The organism is Pyrinomonas methylaliphatogenes (assembly GCF_000820845.2).
Taxonomy (GTDB): domain Bacteria; phylum Acidobacteriota; class Blastocatellia; order Pyrinomonadales; family Pyrinomonadaceae; genus Pyrinomonas; species Pyrinomonas methylaliphatogenes.
Window position 1 is genome coordinate 137,259 of the sequence record NZ_CBXV010000006.1, and the last position, 18,708, is coordinate 155,966.

13 protein-coding genes are annotated in these 18,708 nt (G+C 59.0%); 9 read left to right on the top strand and 4 right to left on the bottom strand.

What is annotated here, in order from left to right:
- Positions 1-2: 2 nt before the first annotated feature.
- The gene (locus PYK22_RS08915; protein ID WP_060635502.1) at positions 3-1,295 is read right to left on the bottom strand and encodes a membrane dipeptidase; all 1,293 of its coding nucleotides are present in this window, start codon (positions 1,293-1,295) and stop codon (positions 3-5) included.
- Positions 1,296-1,670: 375 nt separating this feature from the next.
- Positions 1,671-4,916, bottom strand: a complete 3,246-nt coding sequence (locus tag PYK22_RS08920; protein WP_328286921.1) for a TonB-dependent receptor — start codon at positions 4,914-4,916, stop codon at positions 1,671-1,673.
- Positions 4,917-5,358: 442 nt separating this feature from the next.
- On the opposite strand from PYK22_RS08920, the gene uvrA reads away from it, so the two are divergent.
- Together uvrA and PYK22_RS08930 are read left to right on the top strand one after the other, a co-directional pair.
- Complete coding sequence (uvrA, locus tag PYK22_RS08925) at positions 5,359-8,271, top strand: excinuclease ABC subunit UvrA (protein ID WP_041976329.1); 2,913 nt, start codon at positions 5,359-5,361, stop codon at positions 8,269-8,271.
- Positions 8,243-8,689, top strand: coding sequence for a GatB/YqeY domain-containing protein (locus PYK22_RS08930; RefSeq protein WP_041976331.1), 447 nt, complete (start codon positions 8,243-8,245; stop codon positions 8,687-8,689). Before uvrA ends, PYK22_RS08930 begins: the two co-directional genes overlap by 29 nt.
- Positions 8,690-8,881: 192 nt before the next feature.
- Here PYK22_RS08930 and PYK22_RS08935 read toward each other — a convergent pair whose 3' ends face one another.
- A complete protein-coding gene (locus PYK22_RS08935) occupies positions 8,882-9,700 on the bottom strand; it encodes a CheR family methyltransferase (RefSeq protein WP_162199825.1) in 819 nt (272 codons plus the stop codon).
- 174 nt (positions 9,701-9,874) lie between these two features.
- On the bottom strand, positions 9,875-10,351 hold the full coding sequence (locus PYK22_RS08940; protein WP_041976335.1) for a chemotaxis protein CheW: 477 nt from the start codon (positions 10,349-10,351) through the stop codon (positions 9,875-9,877).
- 165 nt (positions 10,352-10,516) lie between these two features.
- Between PYK22_RS08940 and PYK22_RS08945 the strand changes: the two genes are divergently transcribed.
- From PYK22_RS08945 to PYK22_RS08975, 7 genes are all read left to right on the top strand, one after another.
- Positions 10,517-10,894, top strand: coding sequence for a carboxymuconolactone decarboxylase family protein (locus PYK22_RS08945; protein WP_041976338.1), 378 nt, complete (start codon positions 10,517-10,519; stop codon positions 10,892-10,894).
- A gap of 13 nt (positions 10,895-10,907) precedes the next feature.
- Entirely contained in the window at positions 10,908-12,971 is a 2,064-nt protein-coding gene (locus PYK22_RS08950; RefSeq protein WP_211197654.1) for a thioredoxin-like domain-containing protein, read from the top strand.
- A gap of 134 nt (positions 12,972-13,105) precedes the next feature.
- Complete coding sequence (locus PYK22_RS16645; RefSeq protein WP_157770779.1) at positions 13,106-14,392, top strand: rhomboid family intramembrane serine protease; 1,287 nt, start codon at positions 13,106-13,108, stop codon at positions 14,390-14,392.
- A 150-nt stretch (positions 14,393-14,542) separates the two neighbouring features.
- Positions 14,543-15,442 carry a 3-hydroxyacyl-CoA dehydrogenase family protein gene (locus PYK22_RS08960; RefSeq protein ID WP_041976341.1) on the top strand — a complete coding sequence of 300 codons (900 nt, stop codon included), beginning with the start codon at positions 14,543-14,545 and terminating at the stop codon, positions 15,440-15,442.
- A gap of 176 nt (positions 15,443-15,618) precedes the next feature.
- The gene (gene ribH / locus PYK22_RS08965; protein ID WP_041976620.1) at positions 15,619-16,083 is read left to right on the top strand and encodes a 6,7-dimethyl-8-ribityllumazine synthase; all 465 of its coding nucleotides are present in this window, start codon (positions 15,619-15,621) and stop codon (positions 16,081-16,083) included.
- Between the two features lie 68 nt (positions 16,084-16,151).
- The gene (gene nusB / locus PYK22_RS08970) at positions 16,152-16,601 is read left to right on the top strand and encodes a transcription antitermination factor NusB (RefSeq protein WP_041976344.1); all 450 of its coding nucleotides are present in this window, start codon (positions 16,152-16,154) and stop codon (positions 16,599-16,601) included.
- Positions 16,602-16,632: 31 nt separating this feature from the next.
- The gene (locus PYK22_RS08975; RefSeq protein ID WP_041976346.1) at positions 16,633-18,636 is read left to right on the top strand and encodes a chemotaxis protein CheA; all 2,004 of its coding nucleotides are present in this window, start codon (positions 16,633-16,635) and stop codon (positions 18,634-18,636) included.
- Positions 18,637-18,708: the final 72 nt, after the last annotated feature.

Sequence of the window (18,708 nt, forward strand, 5' to 3'; positions counted from 1 at the left end):
CTCTAATCGTTCGAGGCCGACGTCTTCTCCAGTCGCTTCACGCTCCCTTCGCCGCTGATCGAATGGCTCATCTGCCGCGCGACGCGCTCGGCCTCTTCCATCACGCGCAGCAAATTCCCGCCGAGGATCTTGCGTATATCCTGCTCGCTGTACCCACGCCGCAACAGTTCGTATGTGATCTTCGGGAGTTGCGCGACATCCTCCATGCCGACCGGTAGACTCGTCACGCCATCGAAATCCGAACCGAGTCCGACGTGATCCACTCCGGCTACCTTGGCGATATGATCGATGTGATCGATCAGCACGGAAAGAGGGGTGGGCGGCAACGGATTCGCCGCGTAGAGTTTTCGGGTCTCTTCCTCGAGCCGTTTCGGATCGCCTTTGTACTTCTCGCGCAACGCTTCGAGCTGCGGCTTGAGACGAGCTTCCCGTTCTCTGGAAGCGTTGATCGCGTTCTGATCGATGAAGAGCGGGTAGAAGTTGACCATCACGACGCCGCCGTTTTTAGCGATGCGGCGCAAGATGTCGTCGGGGATGTTGCGCGGATGGTTGGCGAGCGCGCGCGCCGAAGAGTGCGATGCGATGACAGGCGCACGCGAGATGTCGAGCACGTCGCTCATCGTCTTATCGGAAACGTGTGAGATATCGACGAGCATTCCGAGCCGGTTCATCTCGCGCACCACTTCCTTGCCGAAATCCGAAAGCCCGTTGTGGCGCGGCGTGTCGCAACACGAATCGGCCCAATCGTTCGTGTTGTTATGCGTCAAAGTCATATAGCGCACGCCCAGGCGATAGAAATCTCTGAGCGCCATCAGCGAATTCTCGATCGCATGACCGCCCTCGATGCCCATCAGCGCCGCGATCTTGCCCTCTTTCTTCGCCCGCCGAATGTCCGCCGCCGAAGTCGCGATCATCATCTCGTCCGGGTGGCGTTCGACGGCGCGATAGACCATATCGATCATGTCGAGCGCGCGCCGCGCCGATCCGCACTCTTTGACGAACCGGCGATCCACATAAATGGAGAAGAATTGCCCCGTAATGCCGCCTTCCTTCATCCGTTGAAGGTCCGTGTGATATTTCCCCTTCGAGGGTTGGCCGATATCATAGCCCTCATCGACCATCGGCGTCGTAATGTCATTGTGCCCATCGACGACGATGGCCGAACGATGAAGGCGCAACGCGCGCTGCCAGAGCTTTTCGTCGCGCGGCTCAGTCGCACTTGTCCCTTGCGCCCGAGCCCCCCCTATGAAAAATAGGGTGATGATCGCAATAAAAAACGGTTTGCTAGCCACCATCCGCATGCTCTCCTTCTAGAAACTCGATTTAGAACTTCCGATCTACGGCTCCCCAACCACCATCCTAACTCGATGAGAGAGTTACCATTTAACCAAGCATAACCCAACTTCACCTAACCGCGAAGGATAGATAGCCATGACCAAACGGACGCCTGTGATGATCGCCAGATCTCCTCAAACTCAAAGGGGTAGATCCTCAGATTATGACCACGCGCCGCCTTTAGCCCTGATATGCGGTTCAGCTCTCCATCTGCGCCTTCGTTCCCACTCAGACTTGCCCTCTCAACATCGCTTTACAAAGAGAGCGAAGCGGAAAGGATTCGAATCCTTTCCGCTTCGAATCGCCGGAGTTTACTCGGACGGCCTACCGCTCGGCTAGAAGATAAGCTTCAATCCCATCCGCATTGTTCTTCCACCGCCGTCTATCAGATTGTAGTTTAGGAAACTGCCTGCCTGCGTCGAAGTGACGTCGTTCGATGGAACGCCGGTAAATTGCGGATGGTTGAAGATGTTAAATGTTTCGAGCCGGTATTCGAGCTTGATGTTTTCGCGTAAGCGGAAGATCTTGAAGAAGCTCATATCGAAATTCTCCACCGGCTTCGAGCGTTCGGTGTTCCGGCCAAGCGTGGCTGCGCCGGGGAATCCGGAACCGGCTGGAACTTGAATCACGTATACGTCGTTGCGCGTAACGCACTGTCCAGTGTCCGGATTGCGCAACCCGGTCGCGCATACGGATGTCGCCACAACTTGAGCGCGCGTGTTATGTGGCGCGTTCGGGTTGCCGACATCTGGCCGGTCCGAAGTCGTTATACCATCTCCATTCCGATCCAACCCGTTAACGATCGTAAATGGTGCGCCAGATTGAAAGACGGTGATACCGGTGATCTGCCATCCGCCCAGAACTTGGCCAAGGAAGCCCCGCGTCGGACCAGGTATCTCCCAAATATAGCTGATCGTCAACCGGTGCGCCCGATGATAATCCGACACAGCGCGGTCCAGTTTGAGTCCCCCTTGAAAAGCCGGCACAGAAGCCAACGCTGAATTGGTCTGTCCCGTCGCAAAGATTTCACTGATCTGGTCGATCAACTTGGACCAAGTGTAGGAAGCGTTGACTTGAAAACCTCGCGCGAATCGCCGATCAACGCGCAGCTGCATCGCGTGGTAATCGGAGTTGGCTCCGCTCGACCGATATCGGCGAATTCCAAGATTCGGGTAAAGGCGCGCGCCAGTCGCCGGATTGACTACGGGGTTGAGATCTTCGGTGACGAAGAGCTTCCTTCCAGCCGAACCGACATAAGATAGATCCATCACGAGATCCAACGGCAACTGTCGTTGTACCCCGAGCGACCAACGCTGCGTGTAAGGATTGCGGATCTTCGGATTGAAGACCGAGGTCTGTGAATCGAGCGGCGTCGGGGTGCGCGGCGTCGCTGGTAGCGCGCCCGGATAGAAATTAGCCAAGCCGCGCCCCGAAGAGGGAGCGGTGGTGGTCGTTGATGTGTTGTTCGGCGAGTCGGCGGCGATATTCGACAGCATGTTGTTGAAGAAGGTGTCGTAGCTCACTTGGTAGCCACCGCGAATGACGCTACGGTCCTTCCGCAAAAGGTGACCGAGGATTCCCGAATCAAACCCGGGAGAGTAAGCGAAACCGACCACCGGCCCGAAGTTATTGTTATCGACTTCGACTTTGTTCGGGATGAGGAATCGCGCCGGATCGAAGCCAGCGAAGGCCGGATATTTGAAGGCGCTATTGGCCGGTTGACCGAAATTCTCGTAACGCAACCCAAGCGTCAAGGTCAGATTCGGCGTCGCTTTCCATGTATCTTGGAAGAAATAGCTGTGGCGGAAGAGATTTGGACGGTAGAACGGTGTGCCGAAGTTTATGTTCGCGTTGCCGCTCGAACCGCTGAAGTTATCGATGAAGTTTGCCAATCCCGTATACCCACCGCCGGGGTTGAAGGTGAATGAACCGCGTTCGTTAAACGGTGGACGCTGTCGCGCGCGCTGCCAGAGCAGTTCGACGCCGAACCGGAAGGTATGGGCGCCGAAGACTTTGGTCATCGTATCTTGCACGAGGTAATTATTCGCGCGACGGAATTGCGGGATGTTCGTATTGATCCCAATCCCGGAGACCTCGCTGATGGCAATCCGTTGCAAGGTGAAGGCGAGCGGCGGATCCGACGGCGAGATCGGAAACTCGAAATCTATCTTGCCATACGGAGAGACGCGCAACTCGTTGGTAATGGTCGGGTTCACGATCCATGTGTAGGTGACGAGGAAGTTACGCGAAATGCCGTTGAAGTCGGTGGTAAAGAAAGGCGAATTCATCGCGCTCGGCGTCGTGATCGAATCATCGTCGAGGTAACGGAAGGCCAACTTGTGACGCTCGTTGATCGAGTGATCGATGCGAATCACGTACTGTCGATCGTTCGACTTCTGCCCGGCAGAAATGCCGATCAAACCGGTTTCGATCTGGCCGCGATCGATCACGGCTCCCGTCCCTGTGGGTCCAACCCCGAGCGCGATATTCCGCAAAGTAGTCACGCCCCGTGCCGCGCCGATCGCGTTCAGATAGAGGTCAACTCGCGGGTTCGTGCCTGCCGGAAAGAGTTGACGCAATCTGGCCACCCCCGCTTCCGTCGGCACGCGGAATGGGCCGAAATTGGCTGTCGATCGATAGCGATCCCACTGAATCCCAAAGAAGAAGAAGGTTCGATCGCGCCCGTTTATAACTACCGGTCCACCTTCGCCGAAATGCGGGAGAGGGAGTGGACCGCCAATGGTCCCGCCGAAAATATTTTCGGTGAAGACCGGCGGCTTGCTCAACCCAGCGAGTCGCTGGCCATTGGTCGTCGCATTAAAAGCCTGCGAAGAGATGAGCCAGCGAGCGGTGCCATGAAACTCATTCGTGCCCGATTTAGTGATCAGATTGAAAATGCCGCCGCCAGCGCGCCCGAACTCGGCGCTGAACAATCCGGTTTGAACCGAAACTTCAGCGATCGCATCATCGTTGTTGATCTGCGTTGCCGGTCCAGTGACCGAAATATCGTTATTTTCCGTCCCATCGATCAGATAGTTGTTGCCGCGCGGGCGCTGCCCGTTGACGGAAAACTGCGAGGCGTTGCCAAACGACGCTCCTCCAGTCGCCGTGACAACCCCAGGCAATAAACGGGCAAAGTCATACGGATTTAGACCGCTCGATGGCAACTGCGTCACCTGCCGCGGTGTAAAGTTGCCGCCACGAACAGCGTCGCTCTTTTGCAATATCTCGGTCGCGCTCGCATTCACGTCTACGACGACCGAAGTGGTGCCGATCTCCAACTGAACATCGAACGTCGCAATGCGGTTGGCTTGAACCTGAATGCTCCGGATGCTTACGGGCTTAAATCCATCGGCGGAGATGCTCAGATCGTAAATTCCCAAATCGACCGCATCGAAGCGGTAAAGCCCCGCCTCGTTCGTCGTGGTGGTGCGCGTTTGATTCGTTTGCGTATTCAATAACGTTACCGTCGCGCCCGCGATCACCGCGCCGTTAGGGTCACTGACAGTCCCAGTGACCGTGCCGCGGCTCGTCTGCGCATAGGTCAGCGGCGGTAAGCAATGCCGCCAGCAGAAGAACAGAGACTCGCTTGACCATTAACCTTCCCTCCAAGGTCTAAGTTAAAGACGAACTCTGATGAGCCACGGCAAGTCGCGTACCATAGATTATGGGCTGAAAGAATCGCTCAAATGGCCCATCATCTCGCAAAATGAAGGAAGCTGCCATCCGAAATTTCGGATATCGTCCGAAATCTCGGATGGCAGCTGGACTCGCCAATCTCAACTTTTCAACATGACTACGGATCCATCGCTTATGTGCAGCCCGCCGGGAACAGCCGCAGAAGGGCTCTCAAAAGCGACGAGAAAGGCGTGTGGCGATCGCAGAACCAAGCGGAAGACCTCCCTTCATGCTGATAGCGAATCTCCCTTCATAGGCAAAAGCTTCCTCTCGCTTGCTTCATGACCGCGGCGTTTTGCGCTATCATCTCTTTTTTCCCCGCTTAGCTAAGGGAAGCATTGGGTGATGCAAGAAATGGCTCAAGATGCGATCATCGTGCGCGGCGCGCGCGTCAATAACCTGAAGAACATCACCTTCTCCATCCCCATCGAACGTTTAACGGTCGTCACCGGAGTTTCAGGTTCGGGCAAATCTTCGCTCGCCTTCGACACGATCTATGCCGAAGGGCAACGCCGCTATGTCGAATCGCTTTCGGCCTACGCGCGCCAATTCCTCGAACGCATGGATAAACCCGAGGTCGATGAGATCTCGAGCATCCCGCCCGCCATCGCCATTCGCCAGAAGAACTCGACGCGCAATCCGCGCTCGACCGTCGGCACGCAAACCGAGATTTACGATTACCTGCGACTTCTATTCGCGCGCGTCGGCACGACCATCTGCCGCGTCTGCGGGCGCGCGGTCCATCGCGACTCGCCCGAATCAGCCGCCGCTGAGACGCTCAGCGCTCTTCCCGAAGGGACGCGCTTTTACGTCCTCTTCCCGGCTGACGCGGGCCTCTATTTGGAAGAGAACGGGGCGAATAGACCGCGCGCGCGCAAAAAGGTCTCGCGCGACGAGGCGCTTTCGGCTAATGCCGTCAAAGCTCACGTGATGAGCTTGATGCAGCGCGGTTTCACGCGCTTCCGGCGCGGCGCAGAGACGTTCGAACTGCGCACGCCGGAAGATTACAATCTCCCGGATTTCAACGGCGTTTACGTCCTCGTCGATCGGCTGGTCGCCCGGGCCGATGCGCGCGGGCGGCTCGTCGATTCACTCGAAACATGCTTTCGCGAAGGACACGGGACGGCCATCATCGAGACGGTCGAGCCAGAACCACGCTTCTTGCGCTTCTCCGAACGGTTCGAGTGCAAATACGACGGCACGGTTTACGCCCAACCGGAGCCGCGCCTATTCAGCTTCAACAACCCGTATGGCGCTTGTCCGACCTGCCAAGGCTTCGGCAACATCATCGGCTTGGATCTCAATCTCGTCATCCCCGATCCGAGCTTGACGCTGGAGCAAGGGGCGATCGAACCGTGGACCAAACCGCAGTTCGATTGGGCCAGAGATGAGCTGCGCCGCTTCTGCCGCGCGGAGAAGATCCCGATGAACGTGCCGTTCAACGAACTGACGCGCGCGCAGCAACGCGCGATCATCGAAGGCAAAGGGGAATGGGGCGGCGTGCGCGGTTTCTTCGATTGGCTCGAAACGAAGAAGTATAAACTTCACGTGCGCGTCTTTCTGGCCAAATATCGAGGCTACACCGTCTGTCCCGACTGCGGCGGTGGGCGCCTCAGGCAGGAAGCGCGCGATGTGCGCGTCGGCGGCAAGACCTTGCCCGAAGTGTGCGCGCTGTCGATCAAGGACGCGGCGGCCTTCTTCAACTCGCTGCAACTTACGCCCGAACAATCGGCGATCGCCGAACGCTTGCTCCTCGAGATCAGAAGCCGCCTTCAGTTCCTCATCGACGTCGGGCTGGAATATCTGACGCTGGACCGATTGGCTTCGACCCTGTCGGGCGGCGAAGCGCAACGCATACAGCTCGCGACGAGCCTCGGTTCATCGCTCGTCGGCGCCCTTTACGTTCTCGACGAACCTTCGATCGGGTTGCACCCGCGCGACAGCCAACGTCTCATCCGTCTGTTACAGAACTTGCGCGATCTGGGCAACACGGTGCTCGTCGTCGAACACGATGCGGAGATGATCCGCGCCGCCGATCACATCCTCGACATCGGTCCAGCCGCCGGAGAACTCGGCGGGCAGATCGTCTACGAGGGGAACTACGAAGGGCTGCTGCGACATCCGACGTCACTGACGGCCCGTTATCTGCGCGGCGACCTCGAGATCAAAGAGCCGAAACAGCGGAAGAAGCCGGGCAAACGCAAGTTGCAACTGCGCGGCGCGAGCGAGCACAACTTGAAGAACATCGATCTCGATATCCCGCTCGACCTGCTCGTGTGTGTGACGGGCGTCTCTGGCTCCGGCAAATCGACGCTCGTGTACGATTGCATCTATGCCGGATTGAAGAAGCAGCGCGGCGAATGGCAAGGACCTGTCGGCGCGTTCCGCCGTCTCGATGGCGGTCAATATCTGGATGATGTCGTCATGGTGGACCAATCGCCCATCGGGCGCACGCCGCGCTCCAACCCGGTCACTTACATCAAAGCCTACGATGCGATCCGCGAGGTCTTCGCGGCGACGCGCGAAGCGCGCGCGCAGGGGCTCGATCCCGCCCACTTCTCCTTCAACGTTCCGGGCGGTCGCTGCGATGTGTGCGAGGGCAGCGGTACGGTGACGATCGAAATGCAATTCCTCGCCGACGTTGAACTCGTCTGCGAAGAGTGTAAGGGGACGCGCTTCAAACAACACATTCTCGACATCCGCTATCGCGGCAAGAACATTCACGAAGTGCTCAACATGACGGTGCGCGAAGCGCTCCTCTTCTTCCGCGATGTGCCGAAGATAACGAGCCGCCTGCGCGTGCTCGATGAAGTCGGTTTAGGTTACTTACGACTGGGCCAATCGGCAACGACCTTGTCGGGCGGCGAAGCGCAGCGCGTCAAACTCGCGGCGCATCTGGCGAAGAAGACCGGATCACACGCGCTCTACATCTTCGACGAACCGACCACAGGACTCCACTTCGATGATATCAACAAACTGCTTCACGCCTTCCGCTCGCTCATCGAAGCCGGAGGCTCTTTGATCGTCATCGAACATAACCTTGACGTGATAAAGGCCGCCGACTACATCATCGACCTCGGGCCGGAAGGCGGCGAGGCCGGCGGTCATGTCGTCGCCTGTGGCACGCCGGAGGAGGTGGCGCGCGTCGATCGTTCACACACCGGGCGTTTCTTGCGCGCGCACCTAGCGCGCGTCAAAGCCGAGTTTTTCGAAAGGAGGGAGAGAGTCGATGAGTTTGAAGAGACGCATTCTATCTGACATGACCGCCGCGATGAAAAGCCAAGATGCGTTGCGGACCTCGACGCTTCGGATGGTCAAGGCCGCCCTCACCAACCGGGAGATCGAGAAGGGCGGCGAACTGAGCGATGATGAGATCATCAAGATGCTCCGGTCGCTCATCAAACAGCGGCAAGAGGCCGCCGAACAATACGAGCGCGGAGGGCGGCAGGAACTGGCGGACAAGGAACGCGCCGAGATCGAAATCATCGAATCCTATCTGCCGCAAGCCGCTACGCCAGAAGAGATCGAGCGGGCCGTCGCTGAAGCCATCGCCGAAACGGGCGCGACTTCGATCCGCGACATGGGCAAAGTGATGAAGGCAGCTCAAGCGCGCTTGGCCGGCAGAAGTTTCGATGGGCGCACCGTGAGCGAGCTCGTCAAAGCGAAGCTGAGTTAGGCGGCGCGTGAGGGTTTTGCGGGTCGTTGATTTCAATCGAAAGAAGTCAAAGCGAAGCTGAGTTAGGCGGCGCGTCCCTCTCGGCAAACGACCTCAGGAGCCAACTGGCCATTCTCGCGCCTCGCAAGAGCGATCCGCGGTAGAGGGCCATCTCCCGAAATCGCAAACGGGCGAAGCCACTGCCCGGCCCGCTCACTTTTGATAGACGAAGTCGTTTTGCAAGCGGACCAGTTTGAAGGGCGTATCCGAAGCCATCAGCGACTCGGCGGCTCCGAGCACGAGATAGCCGCCGTCGCGCAAAGCGCGATGAAGCGTCGAGATCGCGCGCTGGCGCGCGCGCTGATCGAAATAGATCAGCACGTTACGACAGAAGATGACATCGAAGTCGCCTAGGCTCTCGTCCGATCCTTCGGCTATCAGATTGACCCGATTGAACGTCACCATCCGGCGCAATTCGGGGATCACCTGCCACGAACCATCCGCTTGCCGTTTGAAGTACCGGGCGCGTAATCTGCGCTCCATCGCGCGGAAGGCCGTTCGCGGATAACGCCCGAGGGTCGCTTTGGCGATCACGCGCGGCGAGATGTCGCTCCCGATGATCTTCACATCCCAGTCGACAAAAAGGCCGGACTCGAGCACGAGCATGGCGAGCGTATATGCCTCTTCGCCCGTCGAGCAACCGGCGCTCCAGATGCGGAGCGCGCGGAGATCCGAATTACTCCGTTCGAGCAGCGGAAGGATCTCTTGGCCGAAGGCCTGCAGCGCGCGCTTTTCGCGGAAGAAATATGTTTCATGCACGGCGAGCGCATCGATCGCGCGTTGCAACTCCTCGCCATCGTGATCGGCATAGCGAAGGTAAAGGTAGTACCGTTCGAAACTGTCGAAACGCAGCGCCTCAACGCGCAAGCGCAGGCGTTGTTCGAAGGTCTGTCGGTTCAGCTGATCGAAGAAGAGGCCCGACGCCTCGTAGATCAGATTACGAAGGCTCAGGAAGGTCTTCTCTCGCAGCACCAACGCGGACCGCGTTTCGGGGAAGATGGGCATAATCGAAAGTCGAGCGGATCTTCTACGAGCCGGCATCCCCCACCGCTGAACTCGTTCGGTGGACGCGACAACCTTGATCCAAGATGATCCTCGATGATTTCACGGATCAGAAGGCTCGACCGAGACCGCCGTTCAAAGAGATCATCCGATCGCCGCTTCGAAGATGCGCGATGTATCGAGGATGGCAATCAACTGATCGCCGTACTCGACCGCTCCGCGCATCAATTTCGGGCTCGTCGCCAGCACCTGTAACTCACTTTCGCGGACTTCGATCACGCCTTCGACCGCATCGACGCTGAGCGCTATCTGTTCATCGCCGCGCAGAGCGACGATAAAACCTCTTCGATCGCTTTCCCCTTGAAGATCGAGAAGCTCGTGCGAGGCGATGACGGTGTACATCTGGCCGCGAATGGCGACCACGCCACACACCGCGCGCGGCGCCCGCGGCAAAGGCGTCAGTTTTTTATGCCGAACGATGTACCACGCTTCATCGGCGAAGATCCCGATCAGACGCGCGCCGACGCGCATGATCAACAGTTCCCGTTTCGCGGCTTCAATCTCGCCGGGGAGACCGAGCGTCCGGGGCAGAATGGCGATCGCATCGAAATCTTCGCTCATGGCGAGCTGAACGGACCCGTTCGGAAGAAAGCTTAAAGAGAAAGGATCGCGCCTCGCGCGCTATGTCTTCTAACATGCGGACCGGCAAGTGTCAATAGATGAGCGCGCACGGCTGACGGGATTTCGCGCCCGCGGACGTGCTAAACTATCCGGGTGAGAAGATGTGTGTCGCCCAAAGATGAGGGGATTTCGATGGATGAATTCGACCGCTATCGCGCCGAGATGAACGAACGGCTGCTGGGCAGCGGCCATTTGGGGATCAAGCGCTTCTTCGCGCTCGACACGCAGGCCTACGAGCCGGGCGCGCTCGACAGCCGGACCAAAGAGTTGATGGGACTTGTCGCCTCTCTGGTCCTGCGTTGTGACGACTGCGTGACTTACCATCTGAAACAGTGCGTCCGTTTGGGGGTGACGCGCCCGGAATTCCTCGACGCTTTCAACGTCGCTCTGGTGGTCGGCGGCTCGATCACGATTCCACATCTTCGCCGCGCCATCGAACGTTTGGACCAGCTATTGTCCGAATCAAAGCGGAGCGAAGGCTAGAGGGCGCGAGACCATGGTTGGGCTCCAGATCGCCGTCCCCAATCGCACGGCGCCGCGGCGACTCGTTCGCGCTTCGCTGGCGATCTTGAACCTCGGCCTGCTGCTGATTTTGAGCGGCCTCGCATGTTCACCGAAGGCTCAAACGATGCGAACCCAAGCGCGTGTACGTGCGCCGGAGCTTGCGCCAAACAGCGGGTGGCTCAACACGGATCGTCCGCTATCGCTGACCGCGTTGCGCGGCAAGGTCGTCCTGCTCGATTTTTGGACCTACGGTTGCATCAACTGCATCCACATCATCCCCGACCTCAAACGGCTCGAGAAGAAATACGCTAATCAACTGGTCGTCATCGGGGTTCACTCCGCCAAATTCGAGAACGAGCGCGAGACGGAGAACATCCGGCGCATCATCCTTCGCTATGGCATCGAACATCCGGTGGTCAACGATGCGTCGTTCGCTATCTGGCAAAGCTATGCGGTGCGCGGATGGCCGACGCTGGTTTTGATCGATCCGGAAGGTTACATCGCCGGAACCGTCACGGGCGAAGGCCACTACGAGCTTTTGGATCGCGCGATTGACGAACTGGTCGCCGAATTTCGGCGGCGCGGCAAACTGAACGAAGAGCCGCTCAGCTTCGCTCTTGAGCGAGCTAAGGTCGGCGATACGCCGCTCGCCTTTCCCGGCAAGATCCTCGCGGATGAGAAAAGCCAGCGGCTCTTCATCGCCGATTCGAACCACCATCGCATCGTCGTCGCGCGTTTTGACGGCACCCTCATCGAAACCATCGGCACGGGCGCGGCGGGGATGATTGATGGGCCAACCGATCGCGCGACGTTTAAAACTCCGCAAGGGATGGCGCTCGATGGCGACATGCTCTACGTTGCCGACACGGGCAATCACGCGATCCGTCGCATCGATCTGAAGGCGCGTCGAGTCGAAACCATTGCCGGGACCGGTGAGCAACTGACCGATTATTCGATCCGCGAAGGCGACGCGCGGGCGACGGCGCTCTCTTCGCCATGGGATCTGCAGCTAATCGGACGCAAGCTCTACATCGCCATGGCCGGACCACATCAGATCTGGCAACTGGACCTCGACCGAGGCAAGCTAAGCGTCTTTGCTGGCTCCGGCGTAGAGGCGCGCGCCGATGGGACGCGCGAAGAGGCAGCCTTCGCCCAACCGTCCGGCCTGGCGACCGATGAGCGCACGCTCTATGTCGCCGATAGCGAATCGAACATCATTCGCGCGATCGATCTCGCGACAGATGGGCGAGTGCGCACGCTCGCTGGCGGCGACCTTTTCGATTTCGGCGATCGTGATGGGCGCGGAGACGAGGCGCGTTTTCAGCATCCTCTGGGCATCGCCTATCGCGACGGCGCGCTCTACATCGCTGATACTTATAACCACAAGATCAGACGGCTCGATCCGCTAACCCGCACCGTGACCACTTTCGCCGGCACGGGAAGACCGGGCCATGATGATGGTCGGCGCCCGAGTTTCTATGAACCGGGCGGGCTGAGCGTCACTAGTGATAAGATCTACGTCGCTGATACAAATAACCATGCTGTGCGCGTCATCGATCTACGCAGCGCGCAGACGAGCACGCTGCCGATCAAAGGGCTCGCCCCGCCACGACCTACTGAGGAACGATCTACGGCATATGTCCCGGCGGTCGCTCCGGTTACGCTCCCGCGAAAGCGCGTCCGAAAGGGCGAAACGGCAGTTTTGGTGCTCGATATCGCGTTGCCTTCCGGATACCATCTGAACCCATTCGCTCCCCAACGCGCGAGCGTGAAGATCGAAAAAGGGGATGGGATTCTGGAGTTAGGCGCGGCGACGAGGGAGTTGATTTGGCGCGGCCAAGAAGTCGCGCTCCCGCTGCGCGTGCCTTTGCGCCCGTTTCGATCCGGAGAAGCGGAGATCAATGTGCAGGCGACGCTCTACTATTGCCGCGAAGACAACACGGGACTGTGTCGCGTAAGATCTTTCGCATGGCACATTCCGCTCGAATCGGTCGCGGATGAAAGCGCCCCGCACGAGGTCCGTCTCCAGGCCCAAATCGATGCCGATGGACCTTAGAAAGCGCCCAGGTCAAACGATTCACTTAGGTCACGCAACCGATGGAATGCGGATCGCGCTTCGCCCCCTTCGGTGTTAGAATCGTGAACGAGCGACGCTGAATCGAGCGAGGTTGACTCTTGGCGGAAGAACCTGTGGACAGAACGGCATACGTCGGGCGACCGAGCGTTTGCCGCCACTGTGGCGCGCTCGTCGGCGCAGACGAAATGTTTTGCATGCAATGCGGCGCTCCCGTTCGATTTGCGCCAGCGCGCGAATCGGAAACGCGCCGTTTCATCTACGCGATCTTCTCGCGTCCCGCCCCGTTCACGATCATCTTTCTGACGGTCAACATCTTCTTTTCCGTACTGATGGCGCTTTCCGGCGGGTCGGAGAATTACAGCGTGCTCGTCGCCTACGGGGCGAAGCTCAACGCATTGATCGATCGCGGCGAGTGGTGGCGTTTCGTCACGCCCATATTCTTGCACGCCGGCCCGATTCACCTTTTCTTCAACATGTACGGTCTATGGGTTCTCGGCCCGTATGTCGAACGGCTCTACGGTTCGGCGAAGTTCGTCGTCTTCTGGATCGTATCGGGGATCGTCGGCGTAGCGGCAAGCTATCTGACGGTGAGGCCCGAACTGGCCACAGGGCGATTGACGAGCTTTCTCTTCCGCGCGCAGGATGCGCCATCGGTCGGCGCCTCGGGCGCGCTGTTCGGGTTGATCGGCGTCCTCTTCGTTTTCGGCATCAAATATCGCCGCGAGCTTCCCGAAGGGTTCAAACGCGCTTTCGGTACGGGGATGCTGCCGATCATCATCGTCAATCTCATCATCGGATACGCCGGGCGCGGCTTCATCGACAACGGCGCACATATCGGCGGACTTTTAAGCGGAATCGCGCTCGCCCTCATCGTCGATTACAAACGCCCCGGCGAGAGCGCCAATTTCGCTCTGTTCTGGCGCGCGCTACAGGTCTCGCTGCTCCTGCTAGTCGTCTCGAGCTTTTACATGATCGCGACGCATTTCAGCGCGCCGCCTCCGACCATCGAGAACGCCGTCAACAAGATCAAGATGGGCAAGGGCGGCGTCGAAGCCTACGTCGAAGCGATCAATCGAGGCGAACAAGCCTTTCTCATCGCCTTCACCAAAGGCGACGCGCAAGCCGCCGAAGATGGTCTACGCGCGCTCGATTATGCGCCCTACCTCGATGACCAAGCCGATCAACTGCGTTATGAGCTCAAGGCGCTGCTGATGCGCGCGCGCGCGCTGGCCGAGGCCACACGAAACCAAGCGCGCTCGCCGGCTCTGGGGACGGAACGCGAGAATCTTCTGCTGGCCTTCGAATCTTGGCGCGAACGGTTCAAACTCTGGGTCGAGCTTGACGGACACCGCTACGGCATCACGCTCGAACCAGCGCCGAACGGGCGCGAGAGGAGTTAACGCTCTCCGCAAGTTTCGAGGCGCGCTTTTTCAGCCGCCTTCAACCGAAATCGCACGAAGGTGCCGTCAAACTCTTCGCCTCTCAGGCCTGATCCTCGACGAGGGAAGGGATTAGGCGGCGAACTCTAAATCTCAACGAGGAGGAAGAGCATGGAGATCAAAAAAGTCGGGGTCCTAGGTTGCGGGCTGATGGGGTCAGGGATCGCGCAAGTGGCCGCGACAGCCGGGTTCGAAACGGTGGTGCGCGAGGTGGCGGAAGAGCCGCTCGCTAAAGGGTTCTCGGCGATCGAGAACTCGCTCGCCAAATTCGTCGAGAAAGGGACGCTCACCGCCGAGCAACGCGAGGAGATTCGCAAGCGATTGCGCGGCACGACCTCGCTCGAAGAGCTATCAGATTGCGACATCGTGATCGAAGCCATCATCGAAAATCTCGAACTCAAGTGCGATACCTTCAGGCATCTCGATTCGATCTGTAAACCGGAGACGATCTTCGCCTCGAACACCTCGTCGCTTTCGATCACCGAGATGATGACGGCGACCTCGCCCGAACGGCAGAGACGCTTCATCGGGCTTCACTTCTTCAATCCGGTACCGATCATGAAGCTCGTCGAAGTGGTCCGCACGATTCTCACCGATGATGATGTCTATGAACAGGCGGTCCGCTTCGCCGAACGGCTCGGCAAGATCCCAGTGCGCACGAGCGATCGCACGGGTTTTATCGTCAACCGCTTGCTCGTGCCTTATCTGCTCGACGCCATCCGCGCGCTCGAAGAAGGTGTCGGCAGCATCGTCGATATCGATACGGCGATGAGGTTAGGGTGCGGCCATCCGATGGGGCCGCTCACGCTGTGCGATTTCGTCGGACTCGATACGACCTACTACATCGCAGAGATCATGTTCAACGAGTTCCGCGAAAAGCGCTTCGCACCGCCGCCGCTGCTCAAACGTATGGTCAAAGCCGGCCTCCATGGTCGCAAGAGCGGACGCGGGTTCTACGACTACACGAAAGATCCGAAGAATCCGGTCCCGATGGATCTGCTCCGCCTCTGAACGCCGAGAGCGATCGAGATCAGGGCGAGATCTTACTTCTCCAAACCGGCCCGAGCGACACCGCTTCGCTGTGCTTGGAGCGAATGGCGAACGACTTGTAACTCAGGCAAGCTTCTCCTATACTGCCAGAGGCTTGAGCTAGATTCGAAAAAGTTCGTAAAGAAGAAGTGCAACCGATCGTTCATCAAGGGAAGTTGAACGCGGCTGGATTTCGCTTCGCCATCATCTCCAGTCGTTGGAACGAACCTTTGACGATGCGGCTGGTCGAAGGCGCGCTCGATGCGCTCATCCGTTTAGGCGCAGATGAGAGCGCGATCGAGCATTTTCGCGTTCCCGGCTCATTCGAGATCCCGCCGCTTGCACGCAAGCTGGCCGCAGCGGGGCGTTTCGATGCCGTCATCTGTTTAGGCGTGATCATTCGCGGCGAGACGCCGCACTTCGAATACGTCGCCTCGTGTGCGGCGACGGGGATCGCCCAAGCGGCGATGGAGACCGGCGTGCCCATCACTTTCGGCATCGTCACCGCGGAAACGGTCGAGCAAGCGATGGATCGCGCCGGATTGAAGGCTGGGAATAAGGGGTTTGAAGCAGCTCTGGCAGCAGTCGAACTCGTCAATCTGTATCATGAGATCGACAGATAAGCTGATCTCGTGCGGCAACACCGCAAACGCGGGTTTCGCGTTGAGACTCGCCCTTCGTCACGTCAATTATGGGTTTAAGGCGTAAGGCGCGCGAATGCGCCTTGCAAATGCTCTTTGCGGCTGATATCTCGAAGGCGCGTACCGATGAGTTGGTACGCACCTACTGGACCGAGCTCGCAGATGCGGACTTGGATGAAGAGGCGCGCCAGTTCGCCACCCGGCTCGTAACCGGAGTGCTCGCGCATCTTCCGGAGCTCGACGAGCGCATCAGGCGGCGCGCCGAACACTGGCGCATCGAGCGCATGGCGGTGGTCGATCGCAACATCCTACGCATGTCAGTCTACGAGTTCCTCTACGAATCGACGCCGCGCGCCGTCGTCATCAACGAAGCGTTGGAGATCGCGCGCCGATTTTCGACCTTCGAAGCGACGCAGTTCATCAACGGCATCCTCGACGCCATCAAACGCGACCTCGACCTAGAACAGCCGCGTGCCGAAGAAGCCGAAGGGGACGAGTGATCCATGTCGCGCGACGCTTTGAAGCTTGACTATGGATGAACTTCTACAGATCTTCTTCGCCGAAGCTGAAGAGCTCACCGAAGCCCTCTACAACGACATAAGAGCGCTCCGCGATCCCCAAACGGAGGGGCATGAACGGCGCGAACTTCTGGCGCGCATCTTCCGCCACACTCACACCCTGAAAGGGTCATCCGCAGCCCTCGGCTTCAATGAGATATCGCAACTCGCCCATGAATTCGAATCGTTGCTCGACGCTGCGCGCATGGGTCGCATAGAGATCGACGAGACAGCCCTAGATTGCTTCGAACAAGCGGCGCATGCGCTCGATGGCGCGCTCGCCCGAGTCGCGCGCGGCGAGCCCGTCCCTTCGGCAAGCGATCTGATCGAAAGCCTGCGCCGTCTTACGATGCCGCGCCCAACCATCGACGCAATCCTCGCCGCGCTCCCTTCCGAAATCGCCAGCACGTTGACCGACTATGAACGCCACCGCATACGCGAAGCGGCAAAGGAAGGATCGCGTTTTTACCTGATCAATGTCGAATTCGAACTAGCGAGCTTCGATGAGAAGTTCAGACAGTTGCGCGATGCGCTCAGCGAATGCGGCGAAGTCATCTCAACGCTCCCGAGCGCGGAAGCGAGCGCCACGGATAAGGTGCGCTTTCTGATCCTCTACGCCAGCGAGCGCAGCCGTGACGCGCTCGAACAGATCGGATCCTCTTTCGCCATCAACCTCGACGAACTCTCGCTGCACACGCCGCCCAAAGAGGCGCCCGAGTCGGAACGAGCCGTTACCGAGAGCGTAGATTCCGCGGCGAAGCCTGAAAGGGGCGCCGCCGAGATCGTTTCACCGAGCGCGATGGTCCGCGTTCCGCTCGATGAACTTGACGAGATAGTCTTCGCTCTGCATGAGCTTTTCACCGATACGGTAAGCGCCCTCAACCTATCCGGCGCCCGGATCGAAGCCGAACTGCTGCAGCCTCGCATCCACCGCCGTTTCCTCGAACTCGAAGAGCGGCTAGTGGAACTGCGCATGATCCCAATCGCGCAAACGCTGGAACGGACCGCGCGCGCAGCACGCGCGACGGCGCGCGCCGCCAATAAAGATATCGAGATCGAAATCGGCGGCGGCGACGTTCGGTTAGACAAATCGCTCGCCGACAGAATATCCGATCCGCTTCTCCATCTAGTTCGAAACGCCGTCGATCACGGCATCGAAACGCCCGAAGAGCGTCGCCGGGCGAACAAGAGCGAACGCGGCAAGATCAGCATCGAAGCGGTTTCCGAAGGCAGCCGTATACTGGTCCGCATCAGCGATGATGGACGAGGCATAGATCCCGAACGTGTGCGCCGAGTCGCCGTTGAACGCGGCCTCATCGCCGAAGATGCGCCGCTGACCGAACAACAGATCTTGCGCCTGATCTTCCGTCCCGGGTTCTCGACGGCGGCGACCGTCTCCGAAGTATCGGGACGCGGCGTCGGTCTTGACGTAGTCGAACGAACCGTGGAACAGATGGGCGGAGAACTGCGCCTTTCGAGCCATATCGGTCGAGGGACGACCTTCGAGCTTGTCCTGCCGACGACGCTCACGCTCATGCCCTCGCTGATCGTTCGTTCGCTGGACCAGCGATATTGCATTCCAGCCAATCACATCATCGAAGCCGGCTTCATCAAAAAGTCCGAGATCGAGAAGATCGGGACAGTAGAAACCATCCGCTGGCGCGGCGCGCTTCTGCCCTTCGTTCATCTGCGCACCTTGCTCGCGCAACCTCCCGACAAGAGCAAGCGCGCCGACGAACGACTCCCCGTGATCATCTCGCGCATCCACCAAGGCCACCGGTTCGAATCGAACGGCCCGATGCAGACCTTGCGCGTCGCCGTAGCCGTCGATAGCTGGGAGGGGCACAGCGAAGTTCTAGTCCGCGGCCTCGGTCGCCACGCCGCACATTGGCGCGGCATCAGCGGCGCCACCGAACTTCCCGATGGCACCCTTGCGCTCATCCTCGACCTCCCGCGCCTGCTTGAAATGAATCTCTGAGCGAAACGGCGCGCGCTGAGGCGGTCCGATCGAAAGTCGCCCTCCGATCATAGGTCGAGCGGCATAGAGCTT

Bases quoted from the DNA above. Each gene is read 5' to 3' on its own strand.
- nusB (WP_041976344.1), top strand. From the start codon at position 16,152: ATGGGTTTAAGGCGTAAGGCGCGCGAATGCGCCTTGCAAATGCTCTTT.
- PYK22_RS08960 (WP_041976341.1), top strand. From the start codon at position 14,543: ATGGAGATCAAAAAAGTCGGGGTCCTAGGTTGCGGGCTGATGGGGTCA.
- PYK22_RS08915 (WP_060635502.1), bottom strand. From the start codon at position 1,295: ATGGTGGCTAGCAAACCGTTTTTTATTGCGATCATCACCCTATTTTTC.
- PYK22_RS08930 (WP_041976331.1), top strand. From the start codon at position 8,243: ATGAGTTTGAAGAGACGCATTCTATCTGACATGACCGCCGCGATGAAA.
- PYK22_RS08940 (WP_041976335.1), bottom strand. From the start codon at position 10,351: ATGAGCGAAGATTTCGATGCGATCGCCATTCTGCCCCGGACGCTCGGT.
- PYK22_RS08975 (WP_041976346.1), top strand. From the start codon at position 16,633: ATGGATGAACTTCTACAGATCTTCTTCGCCGAAGCTGAAGAGCTCACC.
- PYK22_RS08950 (WP_211197654.1), top strand. From the start codon at position 10,908: ATGGTTGGGCTCCAGATCGCCGTCCCCAATCGCACGGCGCCGCGGCGA.
- uvrA (WP_041976329.1), top strand. From the start codon at position 5,359: ATGCAAGAAATGGCTCAAGATGCGATCATCGTGCGCGGCGCGCGCGTC.